The organism is Streptomyces sp. VTCC 41912 (assembly GCF_045799175.1).
GTDB classification, from domain to species: Bacteria; Actinomycetota; Actinomycetes; order Streptomycetales; family Streptomycetaceae; genus Streptomyces; species Streptomyces albulus_C.
Genome location: NZ_JBJMAB010000005.1, coordinates 163,032 through 178,807 on the forward strand (window position 1 = coordinate 163,032; position 15,776 = coordinate 178,807).

The 15,776-nt window shown below is 74.1% G+C and carries 16 protein-coding genes; 8 read left to right on the forward strand and 8 right to left on the reverse strand.

Annotated features, from left to right (window positions below):
- Positions 1–325: 325 nt before the first annotated feature.
- The gene (locus ACJ6WD_RS10175) at positions 326–1,288 is read left to right on the forward strand and encodes a cytochrome P450 (protein ID WP_308401771.1); all 963 of its coding nucleotides are present in this window, start codon (positions 326–328) and stop codon (positions 1,286–1,288) included.
- A gap of 50 nt (positions 1,289–1,338) precedes the next feature.
- Positions 1,339–2,103 (forward strand): enoyl-CoA hydratase/isomerase family protein, encoded by a 765-nt coding sequence (locus tag ACJ6WD_RS10180; protein WP_407615605.1) that lies wholly within the window; start codon positions 1,339–1,341, stop codon positions 2,101–2,103.
- Between the two features lie 76 nt (positions 2,104–2,179).
- On the opposite strand, the gene ACJ6WD_RS10185 is transcribed toward ACJ6WD_RS10180, so the two are convergent.
- The gene (locus tag ACJ6WD_RS10185; RefSeq protein ID WP_233658993.1) at positions 2,180–2,746 is read right to left on the reverse strand and encodes a gamma carbonic anhydrase family protein; all 567 of its coding nucleotides are present in this window, start codon (positions 2,744–2,746) and stop codon (positions 2,180–2,182) included.
- Between the two features lie 128 nt (positions 2,747–2,874).
- Here ACJ6WD_RS10185 and ACJ6WD_RS10190 point away from each other — a divergent pair, with 128 nt between their 5' ends.
- Together ACJ6WD_RS10190 and ACJ6WD_RS10195 are read left to right on the forward strand one after the other, a co-directional pair.
- Positions 2,875–3,618 carry a DapH/DapD/GlmU-related protein gene (locus tag ACJ6WD_RS10190; RefSeq protein WP_233658994.1) on the forward strand — a complete coding sequence of 248 codons (744 nt, stop codon included), beginning with the start codon at positions 2,875–2,877 and terminating at the stop codon, positions 3,616–3,618.
- A gap of 81 nt (positions 3,619–3,699) precedes the next feature.
- Positions 3,700–4,257, forward strand: coding sequence for a YbaK/EbsC family protein (locus ACJ6WD_RS10195; RefSeq protein ID WP_407615606.1), 558 nt, complete (start codon positions 3,700–3,702; stop codon positions 4,255–4,257).
- Positions 4,258–4,279: 22 nt separating this feature from the next.
- On the opposite strand, the gene ACJ6WD_RS10200 is transcribed toward ACJ6WD_RS10195, so the two are convergent.
- Positions 4,280–4,795: a GNAT family N-acetyltransferase gene (locus ACJ6WD_RS10200; RefSeq protein WP_407615607.1), complete on the reverse strand. Its 516-nt coding sequence runs from the start codon at positions 4,793–4,795 to the stop codon at positions 4,280–4,282.
- A gap of 95 nt (positions 4,796–4,890) precedes the next feature.
- On the opposite strand from ACJ6WD_RS10200, the gene ACJ6WD_RS10205 reads away from it, so the two are divergent.
- On the forward strand, positions 4,891–5,748 hold the full coding sequence (locus ACJ6WD_RS10205) for a class I SAM-dependent methyltransferase (protein WP_331246542.1): 858 nt from the start codon (positions 4,891–4,893) through the stop codon (positions 5,746–5,748).
- 37 nt (positions 5,749–5,785) lie between these two features.
- Here the strand turns inward: ACJ6WD_RS10205 and ACJ6WD_RS10210 are convergent, their stop codons facing one another.
- The 4 genes from ACJ6WD_RS10210 to ACJ6WD_RS10225 all read right to left on the reverse strand — a co-directional run bounded on the left by ACJ6WD_RS10210 (position 5,786) and on the right by ACJ6WD_RS10225 (position 8,986).
- The gene (locus ACJ6WD_RS10210) at positions 5,786–6,250 is read right to left on the reverse strand and encodes a GNAT family N-acetyltransferase (protein WP_233658998.1); all 465 of its coding nucleotides are present in this window, start codon (positions 6,248–6,250) and stop codon (positions 5,786–5,788) included.
- A gap of 80 nt (positions 6,251–6,330) precedes the next feature.
- Positions 6,331–6,738, reverse strand: a complete 408-nt coding sequence (locus tag ACJ6WD_RS10215; RefSeq protein ID WP_233658999.1) for a CoA-binding protein — start codon at positions 6,736–6,738, stop codon at positions 6,331–6,333.
- Positions 6,739–6,824: 86 nt separating this feature from the next.
- Positions 6,825–7,991 (reverse strand): acyltransferase, encoded by a 1,167-nt coding sequence (locus ACJ6WD_RS10220; RefSeq protein WP_331246541.1) that lies wholly within the window; start codon positions 7,989–7,991, stop codon positions 6,825–6,827.
- 215 nt (positions 7,992–8,206) lie between these two features.
- The gene (locus ACJ6WD_RS10225; RefSeq protein WP_331246540.1) at positions 8,207–8,986 is read right to left on the reverse strand and encodes a type VII secretion system-associated protein; all 780 of its coding nucleotides are present in this window, start codon (positions 8,984–8,986) and stop codon (positions 8,207–8,209) included.
- A 242-nt stretch (positions 8,987–9,228) separates the two neighbouring features.
- On the opposite strand from ACJ6WD_RS10225, the gene ACJ6WD_RS10230 reads away from it, so the two are divergent.
- Entirely contained in the window at positions 9,229–9,855 is a 627-nt protein-coding gene (locus tag ACJ6WD_RS10230) for a YigZ family protein (protein ID WP_233659002.1), read from the forward strand.
- A 136-nt stretch (positions 9,856–9,991) separates the two neighbouring features.
- Entirely contained in the window at positions 9,992–11,464 is a 1,473-nt protein-coding gene (locus ACJ6WD_RS10235; RefSeq protein WP_233659003.1) for an APC family permease, read from the forward strand.
- 33 nt (positions 11,465–11,497) lie between these two features.
- Here ACJ6WD_RS10235 and ACJ6WD_RS10240 read toward each other — a convergent pair whose 3' ends face one another.
- Together ACJ6WD_RS10240 and ACJ6WD_RS10245 are read right to left on the reverse strand one after the other, a co-directional pair.
- A complete protein-coding gene (locus ACJ6WD_RS10240; RefSeq protein WP_407615608.1) occupies positions 11,498–13,903 on the reverse strand; it encodes a glycoside hydrolase family 65 protein in 2,406 nt (801 codons plus the stop codon).
- A complete protein-coding gene (locus ACJ6WD_RS10245; protein WP_233659005.1) occupies positions 13,900–14,664 on the reverse strand; it encodes an HAD family phosphatase in 765 nt (254 codons plus the stop codon). Before ACJ6WD_RS10245 ends, ACJ6WD_RS10240 begins: the two co-directional genes overlap by 4 nt.
- A gap of 231 nt (positions 14,665–14,895) precedes the next feature.
- Between ACJ6WD_RS10245 and ACJ6WD_RS10250 the strand changes: the two genes are divergently transcribed.
- Positions 14,896–15,750 carry a universal stress protein gene (locus ACJ6WD_RS10250; protein ID WP_233659006.1) on the forward strand — a complete coding sequence of 285 codons (855 nt, stop codon included), beginning with the start codon at positions 14,896–14,898 and terminating at the stop codon, positions 15,748–15,750.
- Positions 15,751–15,776 lie beyond the last annotated feature (26 nt).

A 15,776-nucleotide genomic window follows, 5' to 3' on the forward strand; every position in this document is an offset into this window, starting at 1 on the left:
TGCGTCCTACATGATCTTCTGAAAGGGAGTTGTTGTGGAGCCCGCCCTGGCCTCTCGGTCTGTTGACCGGCGTGCGGTGGTTTCGCTCTTCTCGCGTTTGCGGAAGCCGAGCGGACAAGCGAATCCGTTGCCTATCTACTCCGAACTCAGGGGAATGGGCGATGTCGTTCCAGCCCCCTGGGGCGGGTATCTGATCAACTCTTTCGGCTGGTGTGACCGGATCCTTCGGGATCGTGCGTGGGGGGTCCCTGACAGTGCCTGGCGGGCACGTCAGGGGGGTGGTACCCGCTGGGGCGCACCTTCGTCGACGGAAATGGGGCGGACCTTGCCGGCGCTCAATGCGCCGCATCACACCCGGGTGCGGCGGTCGTTGGGCAACATGTTCGACCGGAAATGTCTCGGCGGCATCGCGCAGACCATCGAGGTTCATGCCGAGCGCCTGCTCGACCGATTTGCGGACGAACTCCGCAGCGGTGAGGCGGATTTCAGTAAACTGGTGAGTGAACAACTCCCGATGTATTCCATCGGGGAGTGGCTCCAATTGCCGCAGAGCGATTACGAGTTGCTCCGCTCGCTCGCCCATGACCAGGTATTCACCCAGGAATTGTTGCCCTCCGCGAGTCAACTCGCGCTCTCCGACGCCGCCACGCTACAGCTGGAGTCCTATTTCCGGGCACTCGTGCAGGAGCGTCGGAGGGCACCGGGTGACGACCCGGTGTCGAGGTGGTTGCATACCTGGGACGAGCTCGAACCCGATCGGGAAGCGGCCGACGAGGCCGTGTACCTGCTGGCGCTCCTGGTGTTCCTGGCCGCGCCGGAGACCACCGCGACCCTGCTGTCCAGCATGGTGTGGCTGCTCCTGGAGCACCCGCGCCAGCTCGGGTGGCTGCGTGCCCATGAGGAGCACATACCGGCGGCCATAGAGGAGGTCCTGCGCTACGACTCCCCGAACCACATCATCAGCCGGGTCGCCCCCGAAGACACCACCATCGGCGGCGTGCGCATCGAGAAGGACCGCATGGTCCACCTGATGGTGGGCGTAGCCAATCACGACCCCGCGCACATCGCGGATCCGGAGGTCTTCGACATCCGCCGCAAGGCCAACCACCTCAGCTTCAGCGGCGGCGTCCACTACTGCCTCGGTGCGCCCCTGGCTCGCCTGGAGGCCAGCACACTGCTGACCGCGCTGCTCCGCCGCATGCCCGGCCTGCGGGTGAGCGCCCCGCCGGTCTATGCGCCGCGAGTGGGGTTCCGGCGCATCGTCGAGTTGCAGGTCGCCGGGTTGTGACGGGGTTTCGAATGCTCTCGGGTGAGTACAAGCGAGGAAGACAGCACACCGTGATGGAAGACTTCAAGGCCCTCCGCGTGATCACCGAGGGGCCGGTGGCAAGAGTGGAACTGAACAGTCCGGAGACGGGGAACGCCGTGTCCGGACTGCTCCTTGACGAACTCCTGGCCGTACTGGGCGCCGTGCACGACGACCCCCACATACGCGTCATGGTCCTGTCCGGTGGGGGTGACGACTTCTGCCTGGGCGGCGACCGCCGGGAGTTCGGCGACCTCCTTGCCGCCGACCCCGGTGGCGCCGAACTGCGCGCCCTGGCGGGCAAGGCGCGCCGGGTCTGCGACGCCCTCGCCACCGCTCCGGCGGTCACCATCGCCCGGCTGCACGGCGGGGTCATCGGGGCGGGGCTGGCGCTGGCGCTCTTCTGCGACCTGCGAGCCGGCGCGGACACCTGCCGTTTCCGGATGCCGGAGCTCGCACTCGGCATGCCGCCGGCCTGGGGCGGTTCCCTGCCGCGCCTGTTGCAGGAAGCGGGTGCCGCCAAGGTGCGCGAACTGATGCTCACCGGCGCCAACTTCGGCGCCGATAAGGCCGCCGAACTCTCGATCCTGCACACCGTAGTCCCCGAGGACGAGCTGGACGCCGCCGTCACCCGCTGGACCAAGCCGCTGGTCCGCCGGTCGCCCACGGCGCTGCGCACCGCCAAGCTCATGATGAACGCCTACGGGAACGCCAACCGCCTCGCGGACGCCACACTCTTCGACGCGGAGCTGCTCTCCTCCGCGCTCAGCAGCGCCCATCAGGCACGGCGGCACTGAAACCCTGCCCATGACGGGGGACGTCGACCCGTGGGTGCGGCCCTGACCAGGCCGCACCACCGCGTGTCCGCAGCCGTCAGTCCGTGGAGTCCCCGGCCTGTGCACCGTCCGTGGCGAGCGGGACCGCCGCGCGGTGACGAGCCGCCAACTCCAGGTACATCGCGGCGTTGAGCCTGATGGACTCCCGCTCCTCGGCGGTCAGTTCGCGCTTGACCTTGGCGGGCACCCCGGCGACCAGCGAGCCCGGCGGCACCCGCATCCCCTGCGGCACCAGCGCCTGGGCCGCGACCAGTGACCCCGCGCCGATGTGCGCTCCGTTCAGCACCGTGGCGCCCATGCCCACCAGTACGTCGTCCTCGACGGTGCAGCCGTGCAGCACGGTGTTGTGGCCGACCGAGACCCGCTCGCCGACCGTCACCGGGAAGCCCGGATCCACGTGCACCGTGCAGTTGTCCTGGATGTTGCTGTCGGCGCCCAGGACGATCGGGCCGCAGTCGGCGCGCAGCACGGCGTGGTACCAGACGCTCGCCCCGGCGGCCAGGGTGACGTCCCCGACGACGACGGAGGTGGGCGCGGTGTACGCGCCGGGGTCGATGTCCGGTGCCTCGCCGCCCACCGCTGCGATCACTGCCCGTTCTGCCATCTGCGCATCTCCTCGCCGGTTGAGTGCCGCGCCACCAGCACCGTAGACGACCCGGCCGGTGGTCGGTGGGGTGAAGATCACAGCCGGTCGCGCGATCGGCGGCCGCGCCTGCTGAGTACGGTGTGCGGGTGCCGATAAACCAGAACGTGTTCTCGTCCCTGACGGCCTGGCGGCGCCGGGCGGTGTCCCGGGCCGTCCACCGCGGGGCGCGTTGGGTGCGGGAGACCGGGGCCGTCACGGCCGAACGGCCGGGCCCGTACCGCTTCCGCCGGATCGGCACCGGCACCCGGCTGGCGTTCCCGCAGGGCACCGTCTTCGGCGCTCCCTGGATCGAGCTGGGCGCGCACTGCATCATCGGCCAGGACGTCACGCTCACCGCGGGCATGATGCCCGACCTGGACCTGGGCCCGGACCCGATCCTGACGCTGGGCGACGGCGTGGTGCTCGGGCGCGGCAGCCACGTGATCGCGGACGTCCGCCTGACCATCGGCGACGACTGCTTCTTCGGCCCCGGCGTCTACGTCACCACCACCAACCACAGCTACGACGACCCCGAGACGCCGGTCGGGAAGCAGTGGCCGCGCACCGACCCCGTCGTCATCGGCCCGGGCGGTTGGATCGGCACCGGGGCGGTCATCCTCCCGGGCGCCCGGCTGGGGCGGAACGTGGTGGTCGCGGCCGGTGCGGTGGTCCGCGGCGAGGTCCCCGACCATGCGGTGGTGGCCGGGGCGCCCGCCAGGATCGTCCGCCGCTGGGAGCCGGACGCGGGCTGGCAGCCGCCGCTGCGGACGCCGGCGCCGGTGCCCATCCCGGAGGGCATCACGCCCGAGCAACTGGTGGCACTGGGGGAGTGGGACAAGGCGGACGGGTAGGTGTACCGCCCCGGTGGCGAGGGCCGTGCGGTGATGATCGAGGCCGTCCGCCGCGCCCGCCGGGCCTGCTAATTTGGCGGCATGCCCGTGCCGATGGATGCCTTCGACGAAGTCCGGCCCGCCACCGAGTGCCTGGACCTGTTGCCCGCCCCCGTGGCCGCCGCGCTGCGCGACTGGCGCGGCTCGGTCCCCGTCGCGGAAGTCCGCTACGTCGACACCGACCCGGCCATCGCCGACACCGAACTCCTCGTCGCCCACTACGGCGACTGGCTCTTGGAGCAGTCGGCGAACTGCGTGGTGGTGGCCGGCAAGCGCGGCGGCGAGGTCACGCTGGCCGCCTGCGTCGTCCTCTCCACCACCCGCGTCGACGTCAACGGCGTGGTCCGCCGTCATCTCGGCGCCCGCAAGGCGTCGTTCGCGCCGATGGACAGCGCGGTCGGCGACAGCGGAATGGAGTACGGGGGCATCACCCCCATCGGCCTGCCCGCGGCCTGGCCGCTGCTGGTGGACGCCGCGGTCGCCGACAGCCCCTACGCGCTGATCGGCAGCGGCAGCCGCCGCGGCAAGCTCATCGTGCCTGGCAAGGCGCTGGCCGAGCTGCCGGGCGCCGCGGTCCTGGAGGGCCTGGGCACCGCCTGACCGCCCGGCCCACGGGGCCCGGTCAGCCGGGCTCGACGCCGGGCCACCGGCGCAGGTCCAGGGTGAGCGGCGTGCCGTGCTCGGCGAAGCCGAGGCTGCGGTAGAGCGGCACCGCGTCGTCGGTGGCGTGCAGGTCGACCCGGCCGACGCCCAGCGCGGCGAACCGCCCGAGCAGGGCCTCGGTCGTCGCCCGGGCATGGCCCCGGCCCCGGTAGCGGGGGTCGGTGCAGACGTTGAAGACGAAGCCGACCCGGCCGGACGGCTGGGCCGGTGAGGGCAACCGCTCGTCGATCCAGCCGAGCGCGCACGCCGCGAGGTGCCGGGCGGCCGCGCCGGGTGCGGCCTCGCCCGCCGGCCCGTCCACCACGAAGCCGATCAACCGGGCATCCGGCCCGGTCAACTGGCGCCGCGCCGCCTCCTCGGCGTCCCGCTCCCACCGGCCCGGGCGGTCGCGGCCGTCCATCGCCAGGTACATCAGGCGGCGCAGCCGGACCAACTCGCCGGCGTCCTCGGGCCGGGCCGCACGTGGAGTGATCATGCCGGCACGGTAGTGCACCCGTCGGCCGCCCTCCCACCGGTTATCGTGCCGGTGACCGCGGGGGCCGGTGGCCGGTACGGACGAGAGGGAACGCCATGGCGGACACGCAGGGCGAGGGCCCGGACAGCACGGCGGTGCGGGTGGCCCTCTGGCGGGCGATGCACGTACGGCTCGATCCGCCGCCGCACGTGCTGGCGGACGAGGTCGGGCTGGAGCTGGCGGCCCCCGACGCCCAGTGGCGCCGCCGACCGGACATGGACCCGCAGGCCACCAGGGGCTTCCGGGCGGCCGTGGTGGCGCGCGCCCGGTTCATCGAGGACCTGGTCGTCGAACGGGCCGCGAGCGGGGTGACCCAGTACGTCGTCCTGGGCGCCGGTCTGGACACCTTCGCGCAGCGTCGGCCGGAGGTCGCGGCCCGCCTGGACGTCTTCGAGGTGGACCGGCCCGGCGCGCAGGCGTGGAAGCGCCGCCGCCTGGCCGCGTGCGGCTACGGGGTGTCCGACCGGCTGCACCTGGTGCCGGTCGACTTCGAGGCCGGCGGCTCCTGGTGGGCGGCGTTGGTCGCGGCCGGTTTCGATCCGGCGCGGCCGGCGGTCGTCGTCTCGACCGGCGTCACCATGTACCTCACCGAGGACGCCACCGCGGCCACCCTGCGGCAGATCGCGGGGCTCGCCCCCGGCTCGACGCTGGCCATGACCTTCCTGCTGCCGGCCGAACGCGTCGACGCCGCCGACCGCCCGGGCCTGCGCGCGAGCCAGGAGGGCGCACGGGCCTCCGGCACGCCGTTCATCAGCTTCTACACCCCGCAGGAGGTGGTGGACATGGCTCGCGCGGCGGGTTTCCCCGACGTCCGGCACGTGCCGGGCGCCGCGCTCGCCGAGCGCTACTTCGCCGGGCGCGGCGACGGCCTGCGCCCGTCCAGCGGCGAGGATCTGCTGGTGGCCACCACCTGACGCGCCCGGCCCACCGCCACCGGGCGACCCGTCCGCCTCACGGCACCGGCCGGCGGTAGACCTGCCGCGAGCCGCCTTCGGGGCCCGGGGCGGTGGGTTCGGCCGGGGCGAAGCCGAGGCGTTCGTAGAAGACGCGGGCGCCGCTCGTGACCGCGCCCGGATGGTCGGCCCCGAACGTGACCACCTCAAGGGTGCCCGGTCCCCGCACGAACCTGTCCTGCGCGTCCGCCATCAGGGCGCGGCCCACGCCCGTGCCGCGCGCCCGGGCGGCGACGACCAGCCAGTCGACGTGGTAGACCGGGGGCTCCGCGCCGAACAGCAGGCCCCCGACGAGCGCGGAACGCGCGTCGACGGCGACGAGTGCGGTGGCCCGGCGCAGGTGCCGGTCGACCGCGCGGTGGAAGCCGGGCTCCGCCACCATGGCGCCGAACCAGTGCTCCACCTCGGCCGCCAGGCCGAGCAGGCCGGGGAGGTCCTGCTCCCGCGCGAGTCGAACGATCACCCGGGCATCCTCCCAGAGCGCGTCAACCCCCCTGGCACGGCGGCCCGTTGCCGGGACCGCGCCCGAGGGGTGCGGCGGCCTCAGCCCAGCCGCGGGATCTCGATGGCCGGGCAGCGGTCCATGACCATGTCGAGGCCGGCGGCGCGGGTGCGGTGGTAGGCGTCGCCGTCGGTGACGCCGAGTTGGAACCAGACGGCCTTGGCGCCGATGGTGACGGCGTCGTCGGCGACGGGGCCGGCCAGGTCGCTGCGCACGAACACGTCGACGACGTCGATCGGGAAGGGGACGGCGGCCAGGGACGGGTAGCCCGCTTCGCCGTGCACGGTCTCGGCCTTGGGGTGCACGGGGACGATCCGCTTGCCGTACCGCTGGAGCACTTCCGCGACGCGGTACGCGGCTCGCTGGCGGTTGGCCGACAGCCCCACGACGGCCCAGGTGTCGCCGAGCTCGGTGAGGATCCTGCGGATGGTCGCCTGGTCGTTCTGCACGGGGGTCTCCTGTCGTCCGTGGTCGCGTCAGGGATCAACGGGCGGGCGGCGCCGCTGATTCCCGGAACGCGGCGCGGGTGCGCCGGTCAGACGGACTCGTAGGTGCGGGTCGGCGGCTGGGAGCGGTCGCCGTCGGCCTGGTGGGGCACGGTGGGCGCGGGACGGGCGTGTCGGCGGCGGGGCGCGACGTGCTGGCGGACGTCCTGGATGCCGCCGCGCATCTTGGTGCGCAGCCACGCGCCGAGGGGGCGTTCGACGAGGCGGTGGACGAGCCAGGCGAACACCAGCATCAGGGCGGTGACCGAGACCACCAGGACCGGCGCGGGGACGCTGTTGCGGAAGCGGTGGATGAGGGTCATCCCGATGTTCATGTGGAGGACGTAGAGCGGGTAGGTGAGTGCGCCGGCGGTGGTGAGCCACCTCCACTGGATGCGGTCGAAGGCGCCGAGCGCGATGGCGCCGACGAGGACGAACGCGGCGACGATGAGCAAGCGGGCGGGCCAGGTGGGCACGGCGTGCGCGGTGGCCTGGCCGAGGTTGGTGGCCAGACGGTAGCCGATGTAGCGCTGGGCCAGCAGGAGTTGCAGGATCACGATCGCCCAGAGGACCGCGTTGGGCCGGTGGCGGCGCATCAGGTAGAAGGCGATGCCGGCGATGAAGAACGGTGCGTACTGCGGCATCGCGAACGCCGTGAGCAGGGGCGTCTTCAGGGCCGGTGCGAGGGCCGCGGCCGCGGTCCACACGCCGCACAGGAGCAGGCAGTTGCGGTAGGTGACGCCGCACAGCATGACCACGACCATGATCAGGTAGAACTTCAGCTCCACGAAGAGCGTCCAGTACACCGGGTCCACGTTGGGCGTGTTGTTGCCGGCCTGGAGCATGGTCAGGTTGGTGATCACCGTGTCCCAGCCGCGCAGGGAGGTGACCTCCGGCCAGAACTTCACCACCAGCGCGGTGAGCAGGATGCCGGCCCAGTAGGCGGGGAACAGCCGCGAGACACGGGAGACCGCGAACTGGCCCACCGTGCGGCCCCACACGCTCATGCAGATCACGAAGCCGCTGATCAAGAAGAAGACCTCGACGCCCAACCACCCGTACTGGGCCGCCTTGTGGGCCGTCGGGAAGATGGTGGCGGTGGGATGGCCCCACGGCACGGCGAGGGCGACGTAGTGGTAGAAGACCACCAGCAAGGCGGCTACTAAGCGCAGGCCGTCGAGTGCGGCCAGTCTGTTCCCCGAGCGTTTCTCGGCCATCGTGCAACCCCCCTAGCGCTCCCGTCGCGGGAGCGATCTCTGCCTGGTGAGACTGACAGACGGTAGGCAAAGTTGGACGAAGTTTCGATTACGGGCTGATCACGGGTCGGTACGCGGCGTGTGGAGGCTACCCACGGTGACGGCGGGGCCGTTGCGCAACGAAACGCCCCGCCCGAAGGGGAAGACGGGCGGGGCGGGTTCGGGGGGGCGGGCGGTCAGCCGGTGCGGCGGCCCGATCCGGCGCCGACGACGCGGTCGCCCGCCGCGGAACGGGCCGGCTTGCCGATCGCCGGGCCGCCGCCGACCGGTTCGGGCGCACCGGCACCGGTGCCCGGCCGCAACGCGCCCTCCGCGGCCGGCTTCCGCACGCGCCGGGCGGCCCCGGCGCCGCCCGCGCCGGCCAGCGCGGCCCGCAGCCGGTCGGGTTCCACGACCATGCTCACCGGCCCGGACGGGTTGAGGTAGAGGGTGTGGCCCGGCGGCAGCTGCTCGACCAGCTCGGCCGCCGACCGCTGGTCGTAGAGCAGCCGGCCGGCCGACTCCAGCTGGGCCGCGGAGGTGTAGACGGGCACCACCGGGGCGCCCTCGGGCGACGCCGCGGTCAGCGGCGTGCCGGCGGCACTGACCAGCACCGACACCTCCGCCCGGGCCAGCTCCTCGCAGACCGCCCGCTCCGGGCCGTACCCGGTGGCGGACAGCTGCACCGCGCGGTCCACCGGGTCGGTCGGGTCCGCCCACTCCAACATCTGCGGTGACGGGCGGTACTCCGGGTTGTCCCGCCATTCGACGATCGTGCCGTCCGGGCCCGACCGCCACTGCCCGATCACCGCCCACAGCGGGGGCGCGCCCTCGCCCACCCAGGTCAGGTCCACCATGGCCAGCCAGTGGTCCGGGGCCTCCCGCGCCGCCTCGACGACCTCCGGGGGCGGCACCGGCATCTCCTCGCCGGTCACCGGAGCGCCGGCCGTCATCGCCGCCTGTGTGCTGTCGTCCATCGAGCCCTCCGCCGAGCCGCCGTTCCGGTCCCGCGGGCCGCCGGGCCGACCCAAGGGCCGCCGGGTCCCGCTGGGGGCCACAGTGCCCACGGGCGCGGCGGACGTCTCCCCGACGCACCGTGCGCGGCGCCCGGGTACGCCGCCCGGCGGTGCGCACTGCGCCCGTACGGCGGACACCCGAGTGCGGCGCCGGCTGCCGGGTGGCCCCTCGCCCCGGTCGGACCGGCCCGTAGGCTGGTCGGATGCAGGAGCAGTACCGGACGTTGGCCCGTGAGGGTGTCCACGAGATCGAGATCAACAAGTCCCGCTTCCTCTGTGCGCTCGCGCCGGTCGCGACGGAGGGGGAGGCCCAGGACTTCATCGCGCGGATCCGCAAGGAGCACCCGACCGCCCGGCACCACTGCTTCGCGTACGTCCTGGGGGCCGACGGCGGAGTCCAGAAGGCCAGCGACGACGGTGAACCGGGCGGGACCGCCGGGGTGCCGATGCTCCAGATGCTGGTGCGGCGCGAGATGCGCTACGTCGTCGCCGTGGTCACCCGGTACTTCGGCGGCATCAAGCTGGGGGCCGGGGGCCTGATCCGCGCCTACGGGGGCGTGGTCGGCGAGGCGCTGGACGCGCTGGGCACGGTCACCCGGCAGCGGTTCCGCCTGGTCACGGTCACCGTGGACCACCAGCGCGCGGGCCGCCTGGAGAACGACCTGCGCACCACGGGGCGGGCGGTGCGCGAGGTGGCCTACGGGGCGGAGGTCCGCATCGAGGTGGGGCTGCCGGAGGCGGACCTGGCGCAGTTCCGCGCCTGGCTGGCCGATGCCACCGCCGGCACCGCCCGACTGGAACTCGGCGGGGAGGCGTACGGGGACGTGTAGGCGGCCCGGCGCCGGCGGCGCTGCCGCGGGAAGTTCGGTCCCGACCGGTGCGCGGTGGCGCCGGACGTGTCAGCCTGGCCCGGCGGAACGGGCCGCGCCCGGCGTGCGCGCGCCGGCACGGGAAGGGGCTGCACGCATGCCGGACGTCCTCGGGGAGCGGGTGGGCTTCGTCCGCCGGATCGGCCTGTTCCAGGCCACCGCGATCAACATGAGCCAGATGTGCGGCATCGGCCCGTTCGTGACGATCCCGCTGATGGTCACCGCGTTCGGTGGGCCGCAGGCGGTCATCGGCTTCCTGGCCGGTGCGGTGCTGGCGCTCGCGGACGGCTTGGTCTGGGCGGAGCTGGGCGCGTCGTTGCCCGGGGCGGGCGGGAGCTACGTCTATCTGCGGCAGGCGTTCCAGTACCGCACCGGGAAGCTGATGCCGTTTTTGTTCGTGTGGACCGCGATGCTCTTCATCCCGCTCGGGATGTCCACCGGCGTGATCGGCTTCGTGCAGTACCTGGGCTACCTCTGGCCGGGGATGGGCCAGGGGCAGGGGGACGCGGTCGGACTGGTCGTCACCGTCGGCATCGTGGCGCTGCTGTGGCGCCGGGTGGAGCGGATCGCCCGGCTCACCGTCGTGCTCTGGGCGGTGATGATCGCCGCCGTCGGCCTGGTCATCACCGCGGCGTTCACCCACTTCAGCCCGGAGCGGGCCTTCACCTACCCGGCGCACGCGGTGGACCTGACGGCGAGCCACTTCTGGATCGGCTTCGCCGGCGGACTCACCATCGGCGTCTACGACTACCTCGGCTACAACACCACCGCCTACATGGGCGCCGAGATCAAGCGCCCCGGCCGCACCCTGCCGCGCGCCATCGTGTTCTCCATCCTCGGCATCATGGGGATCTACCTGCTCCTGCAGATCGGCACCCTGGGCGTCGTCGACTGGCGCGAGATGCTCGACCCGCACAGCACCGCCGGCTCGTCGGTCGCCTCCGCCGTCCTGGAGCGCACCTGGGGCCGCACCGCCGCCGACGCGGTCACCGTGCTCATCCTGATCACCGCCGTCACCTCCGTCCTCACCGGACTCCTCGGCGGCTCCCGGGTCCCCTACGACGCCGCCCGGGACCGGGTGTTCTTCCGCCCCTACGGGACGCTGCACCCCCGCCACCGCTTCCCGGTCCTGGGACTGCTCACCATGGGCGTCATCATGGCCGCCGGCTTCCTCCTCGGCCGGCACACCGACCTGACCACCGTCATCCAACTCCTCACCACCGTGATGGTGCTGGTCCAGACGCTGGCGCAGATCGCGGCGGTCACCGTGCTGCGGCGCCGGCAACCGACGCTGCGCCGCCCGTACCGGATGTGGCTGTACCCGTTGCCGAGCCTGGTCGCGTCGACCGGCTGGCTGGTGATCTACGGCTACGCGGACCGCAGTGCCCCCGGCCGGCACCCCATCGAATGGTCGCTGGCCTGGGTCGCGGCCGGGCTGGTGGCGTTCCTGGCGTGGGCCCGGCACGAGCGGGAGTGGCCGTTCGGGCCGAAGCGGATCAGCGAGGAGTACCTGCACGCGGCGGAGCCGGACGCCGCGGACGGGCCGGCGGAGTCCGCGGTGACGCCCTGACGCTGCGTCAAGTGATCGCCACATGCGCTGGGTTCAGGGGTCGGAGAAGTCGATCCGGCGGGACGTGCCCGGGGCGACGGTGAACGGGCGGCCGCGCAACCGGGCCCGCACCGCCGCGTGCTCCGAGTCCGGCACGGTGAGCCGCACCCGGTCCGGGTGGATCCGCAGGTCGATGTCCCGGTGCCGGCGGTAGCGGAACCGCACGCCGAACTTCGACAGCTGGGGCAGCGGCGCCGGATCCAGCCACAGCGCGCGGTCCCGGGTCTCCAGACCGGTCATCCCGCGCTGCACGAAGTCGAGGGTGCCGGCCATCGCGCCCAGGTGGATGCCCTCCGCGGTGGTGCCGCCCTGGACGTCGGCGACATCGCCGGTGAGCGCCTCCTCGCAGTACGTCCAGGCGTCGGCGCGACGCACCCGCGCCAGCACCCAGGCGTGCACCACGGCGCTCAACGTCGAACCGTGGCAGGTGCGGTGCAGGTAGTGGTCGACGGTCGCCCGCCACCCGTCGTCGTCGAGCCGGTAGCCCAACTGCGCGAAGACACCCGCCAGTTCCGACGGGGAGAAGAGGTAGCCGAGCATCAGCACGTCGGCCTGTTTGGACGCCTGGTAGCGGTTGACGCTGTCGCCCTCCGCCTCCAGGATCCGGTCCAGCCGCCTAACGTCGCCGTAGCGGGCCCGGTAGCCCGCCCAGTCCAGTTCGGCCAGCTGCCCGTAGCCCGCGAACTGGCTGATCACGCCCCGGTGGTAGGGGACGTGCAGCCGGTGCGCGACGTCGTCCCAGTGCTGGCGCTCGTCGTGGGAGAGCGCCAACCGCTCGAACAGGGGCCGCCGGCGCGCCTCCGGCAGCGTCCGGCACAGGTCCAGCGCCCGCGTCAGCACCCAGGCCGCGGTGACGTTGGTGTAGGCGTTGTCGTCCAGTCCCGGACGGTCGGCGTCCGGATAGCCGTCGTGGTACTCGTCGGGGCCGACCACCCCGCGGATGCGGTAGCGCTCCAGCGCCGGGTCCCAGTCCGCGCTCGCCGCCCAGAAGCGCGCGATCTCCAGCACCATCTCCGCGCCCTTGGTGTGCAGGAACGCGGTGTCGCCGCTGGCCTGCCAGTACTGCCACACGTTGTACGCGATCGCCGAGCCGACGTGGTGCTGGAGGTGGGAGTGGTCCGGCAACCAGCGGCCCGAGCGCGGGTTGAGGTGCAGCCGCTGGGTCTCCTCCCGGCCGTCGCTGCCGCTCTGCCACGGGTACATCGCACCCGTCCGACCGGCCGCGCGCGCCGCCTGCCGGGCCGCCGGCAGCCGCCGGTGGCGGTACGCCAACAGGGCCCGGGACACCTCGGGCAGATGGAGGTTCAAGAACGGCAGCACGAACAGCTCGTCCCAGAAGACGTGCCCCCGGTACGCCTCGCCGTGCAGGCCGCGCGCCGGGACCCCCACGTCCAGCCGCGCGGTGTGCGGCGAGAGGGTCTGGAGCAGGTGGAACAGGTGCAGCCGCAGGATCCGGCCCGCCGTGCCGGGCACGTCCAGCCGCACCTGCCGCCACAGGTGCTGCCAGGCGCGGTGGTGCGAGGCCAGCAGCCGGGGCACGGCCGGGGCCCGGCGGACCGCCTCCAGGGCGGCCGGCAGCGGCGCGGCGCGGGCCCGGTCCCGCGAGGTGTGCAGCGCCACCGTCTTGTCCACGGTCGCCGGGGCCCCCGGCGACACCGGCACGGTGAACAGCCGCCGCACGCCGCGCGGCCCCGGTTCGCAGCGGTCGGTCCCGCCGCGCGGCGCGGCGCGGAAACGGGCGGCCAGCGCGATGGTGACACCGGAGGTGCGGGTGCGGCAGCGCAGCCAGCACGCGCCGTCGTCCTCGGCGCCGGTCTCCCAACCGGTCAGGTGGCCGTCGGCCAACGCGCGGTAGCGGGCCACCCCGCGGTTGTGCACGTCGCCGTCGAGCCCCGCCGCGACCTCCACCATCCCCGTCCAACCGGTGGCGGCGAACACCGCGCGCTGCACGGCGAGGTCGGGCTCGGCCATGTGCACCAGGCGGCGCTCGGTGACGGTCAGCCGCCGCCCGGCGTCGTCCTCGTACGACGACCAGCGGGTCAGGGTGCCGCGGCGCAGGTCCAGCGTGCGGCGGTGCCCGGTCAGCTGCGGGTGGTCGGGGGAGAGCCACGGGCCTGGTTCCGCGGCTCCCCGGGGGCGGATGCGGTAGCGCAGCGGCAGCCAGTTCGGCAGGTTGACCAGGTCCTCGTTCTCGACCCGCCGGTCGGCGACGGTGGACGTCGACCGGTTGTAGAGGCCGGCCGCGTAGGTGCCCGGGTAGTGCACCGGGCCGGCCGGCGTCTCCGCCGCGGCGCCGCGGGTGGCGAACCGGCCGTTGCCGAGCGTGCACAGGGCCTCCCGCAACCCCTCGTCCTCCGGGTCGTACCCCTCGTACGTCCAGGTCCAGCCCGGCGCCGTCACGGGGCCGCCCCGGGCACCAGCAGGTCGCCGAGGTCGTCGACCACCACATCGGCGCCGCGGCGGCGCAGGGCGGCCGCGTGCCCCGGGGCGCCGCTGCGGTCCACGCCGACGACCAGGGCGAAGCCGCCGCGGCGGCCCGCCTCGACGCCGACCTCGGCGTCCTCCACCACGGCCGCCTCCCGGGGCGGGACCGCCAGCCGCCGGGCCGCCTCGGTGAACAGCGCCGGGTCCGGTTTGCCCGGCAGTCCCAGCCGCGCCGCCAGCCGGCCGTCCACCACCACCGCGAACAGCCCCAGCAGCCCCGCCCCGGACAGCAGCTCGGTGGCGTGCCGGGACGCGGACACCGCCGCGCACGGCACGCCCGCCGCGCGCAGGGCGTGCAGCAGGCGGACGCTGCCCGGCCAGGGGGCCGCCCCGCCCTCGCGCAGCAGCGCGGTGAACGCCTGCTCCTTGCGGGCCGCGACCGCCGCCACCGTGCCGGTGCCCGGCGGGTCGTCGGGGGCGCCGGGCGGCAGCGCCAGCCCCCGGGAGGCCAGGAACGCGGCGGCGCCGTCCAGCCGGGACCGGCCGTCCACGTGGCGGAGGTAGTCGGCCACCGGATCGAAGGGCCGCGCCTCGCCCGCGGCCGCCAGGCAGGCGTCGAACGCCTGCTGCCAGGCCGCGGCGTGCAGCCCCGCGGAGTCCAGGAGCACACCGTCGGTGTCGAAGACCACGGCCCGCACCGGGCGCAGGCACGCGGCCAGTGGTGGGGCGGCGGACATGACGGGTGCCTCCAGCGTTCCTCCCGCGGGCTCGTCCCTCCATGGCACCACGACATCCCGGCCCGGGCCGCTCGTGACCGCCCGCCCGGCCCTGGCGTGCCGCGGGGCCGGAGCCCACGATGGAAGGGGGCCGTCGGGCGCCGACGGACGCCGCGGCCCGGCCCCGCACCGCCGGCCGCGCGCTCCGCCCGGGCCCGGCCGCGGCCCGAGCGACGGAAGGCGGTGGGGACGATGGAACTCCCCCTGGTCGTGGGCGTGGACGGATCGGACGCCGGGATGCGCGCCCTGGACTGGGCGGTGGACGAGGCGGCCCGCCACGGACTGCCGCTGCGCCTGGTCCACGCCTCGCGGTGGGAGTGGTACGAAGGGGTGGCTCCGCAGGACAGCGCCCCCGCCGAGCAGGCGATGGCCGACCGGGTCGTCGCCGCCGCCGCCGACCGGGTGGCCCGCCGCAACCCCGAGGTCGAGGTATCGGTCCAGGTGCTGGCCGACGACGCGGTCACCGCGCTGCTGCGCGAGGCGCCCTACGCCACGGCGGTGGTCCTCGGCTGCAAGGGGCGCGGGGAGTTCGCCGACCTGCTGCTGGGGTCGGTCAGCCTGTCGGTGGCGGCCCGCGCCCGGCACCCCGTGGTGGTGGTCCGCGGCGACAAGGCCGGCCTGGAGAGCCGCCACGACCGGGTGCTCCTCGGCGTCGGCGACACCGCGCCGGGCTCACCGGCCGTCCGGTTCGCCTTCCGGGAGGCGGAGGCCCGCGGCTGCGTCCTCGACGCGGTCCGGGCCTGGCGGTCCCCCGCCCACGAGACCGCCGACCGCACCGAGCCCTGCGCCGGCCCCGAGCAGCGGGCGTCCGCACTGGTCGACGCGGCGGTGGCGGCGGAGGCCGAGGCGCACCCCAGCGTGCCCGTGCGGCGCACCACCGTGGAGGGGCCGGCGCACACGGTGCTGGTGCGGCGGTCCGCCGCCGCCGACCTGCTGGTGCTCGGGGCCCGCCACCGGCACGGCTACTTCGGACTGCAACTCGGCCGGGTCGGGCACGCCGCACTGCACCACGCGGCCTGTCCGGTCGCGGTGGTCCCGCGCCGCTGAGCCCGCACCGCCCACCGGGCCGGAGT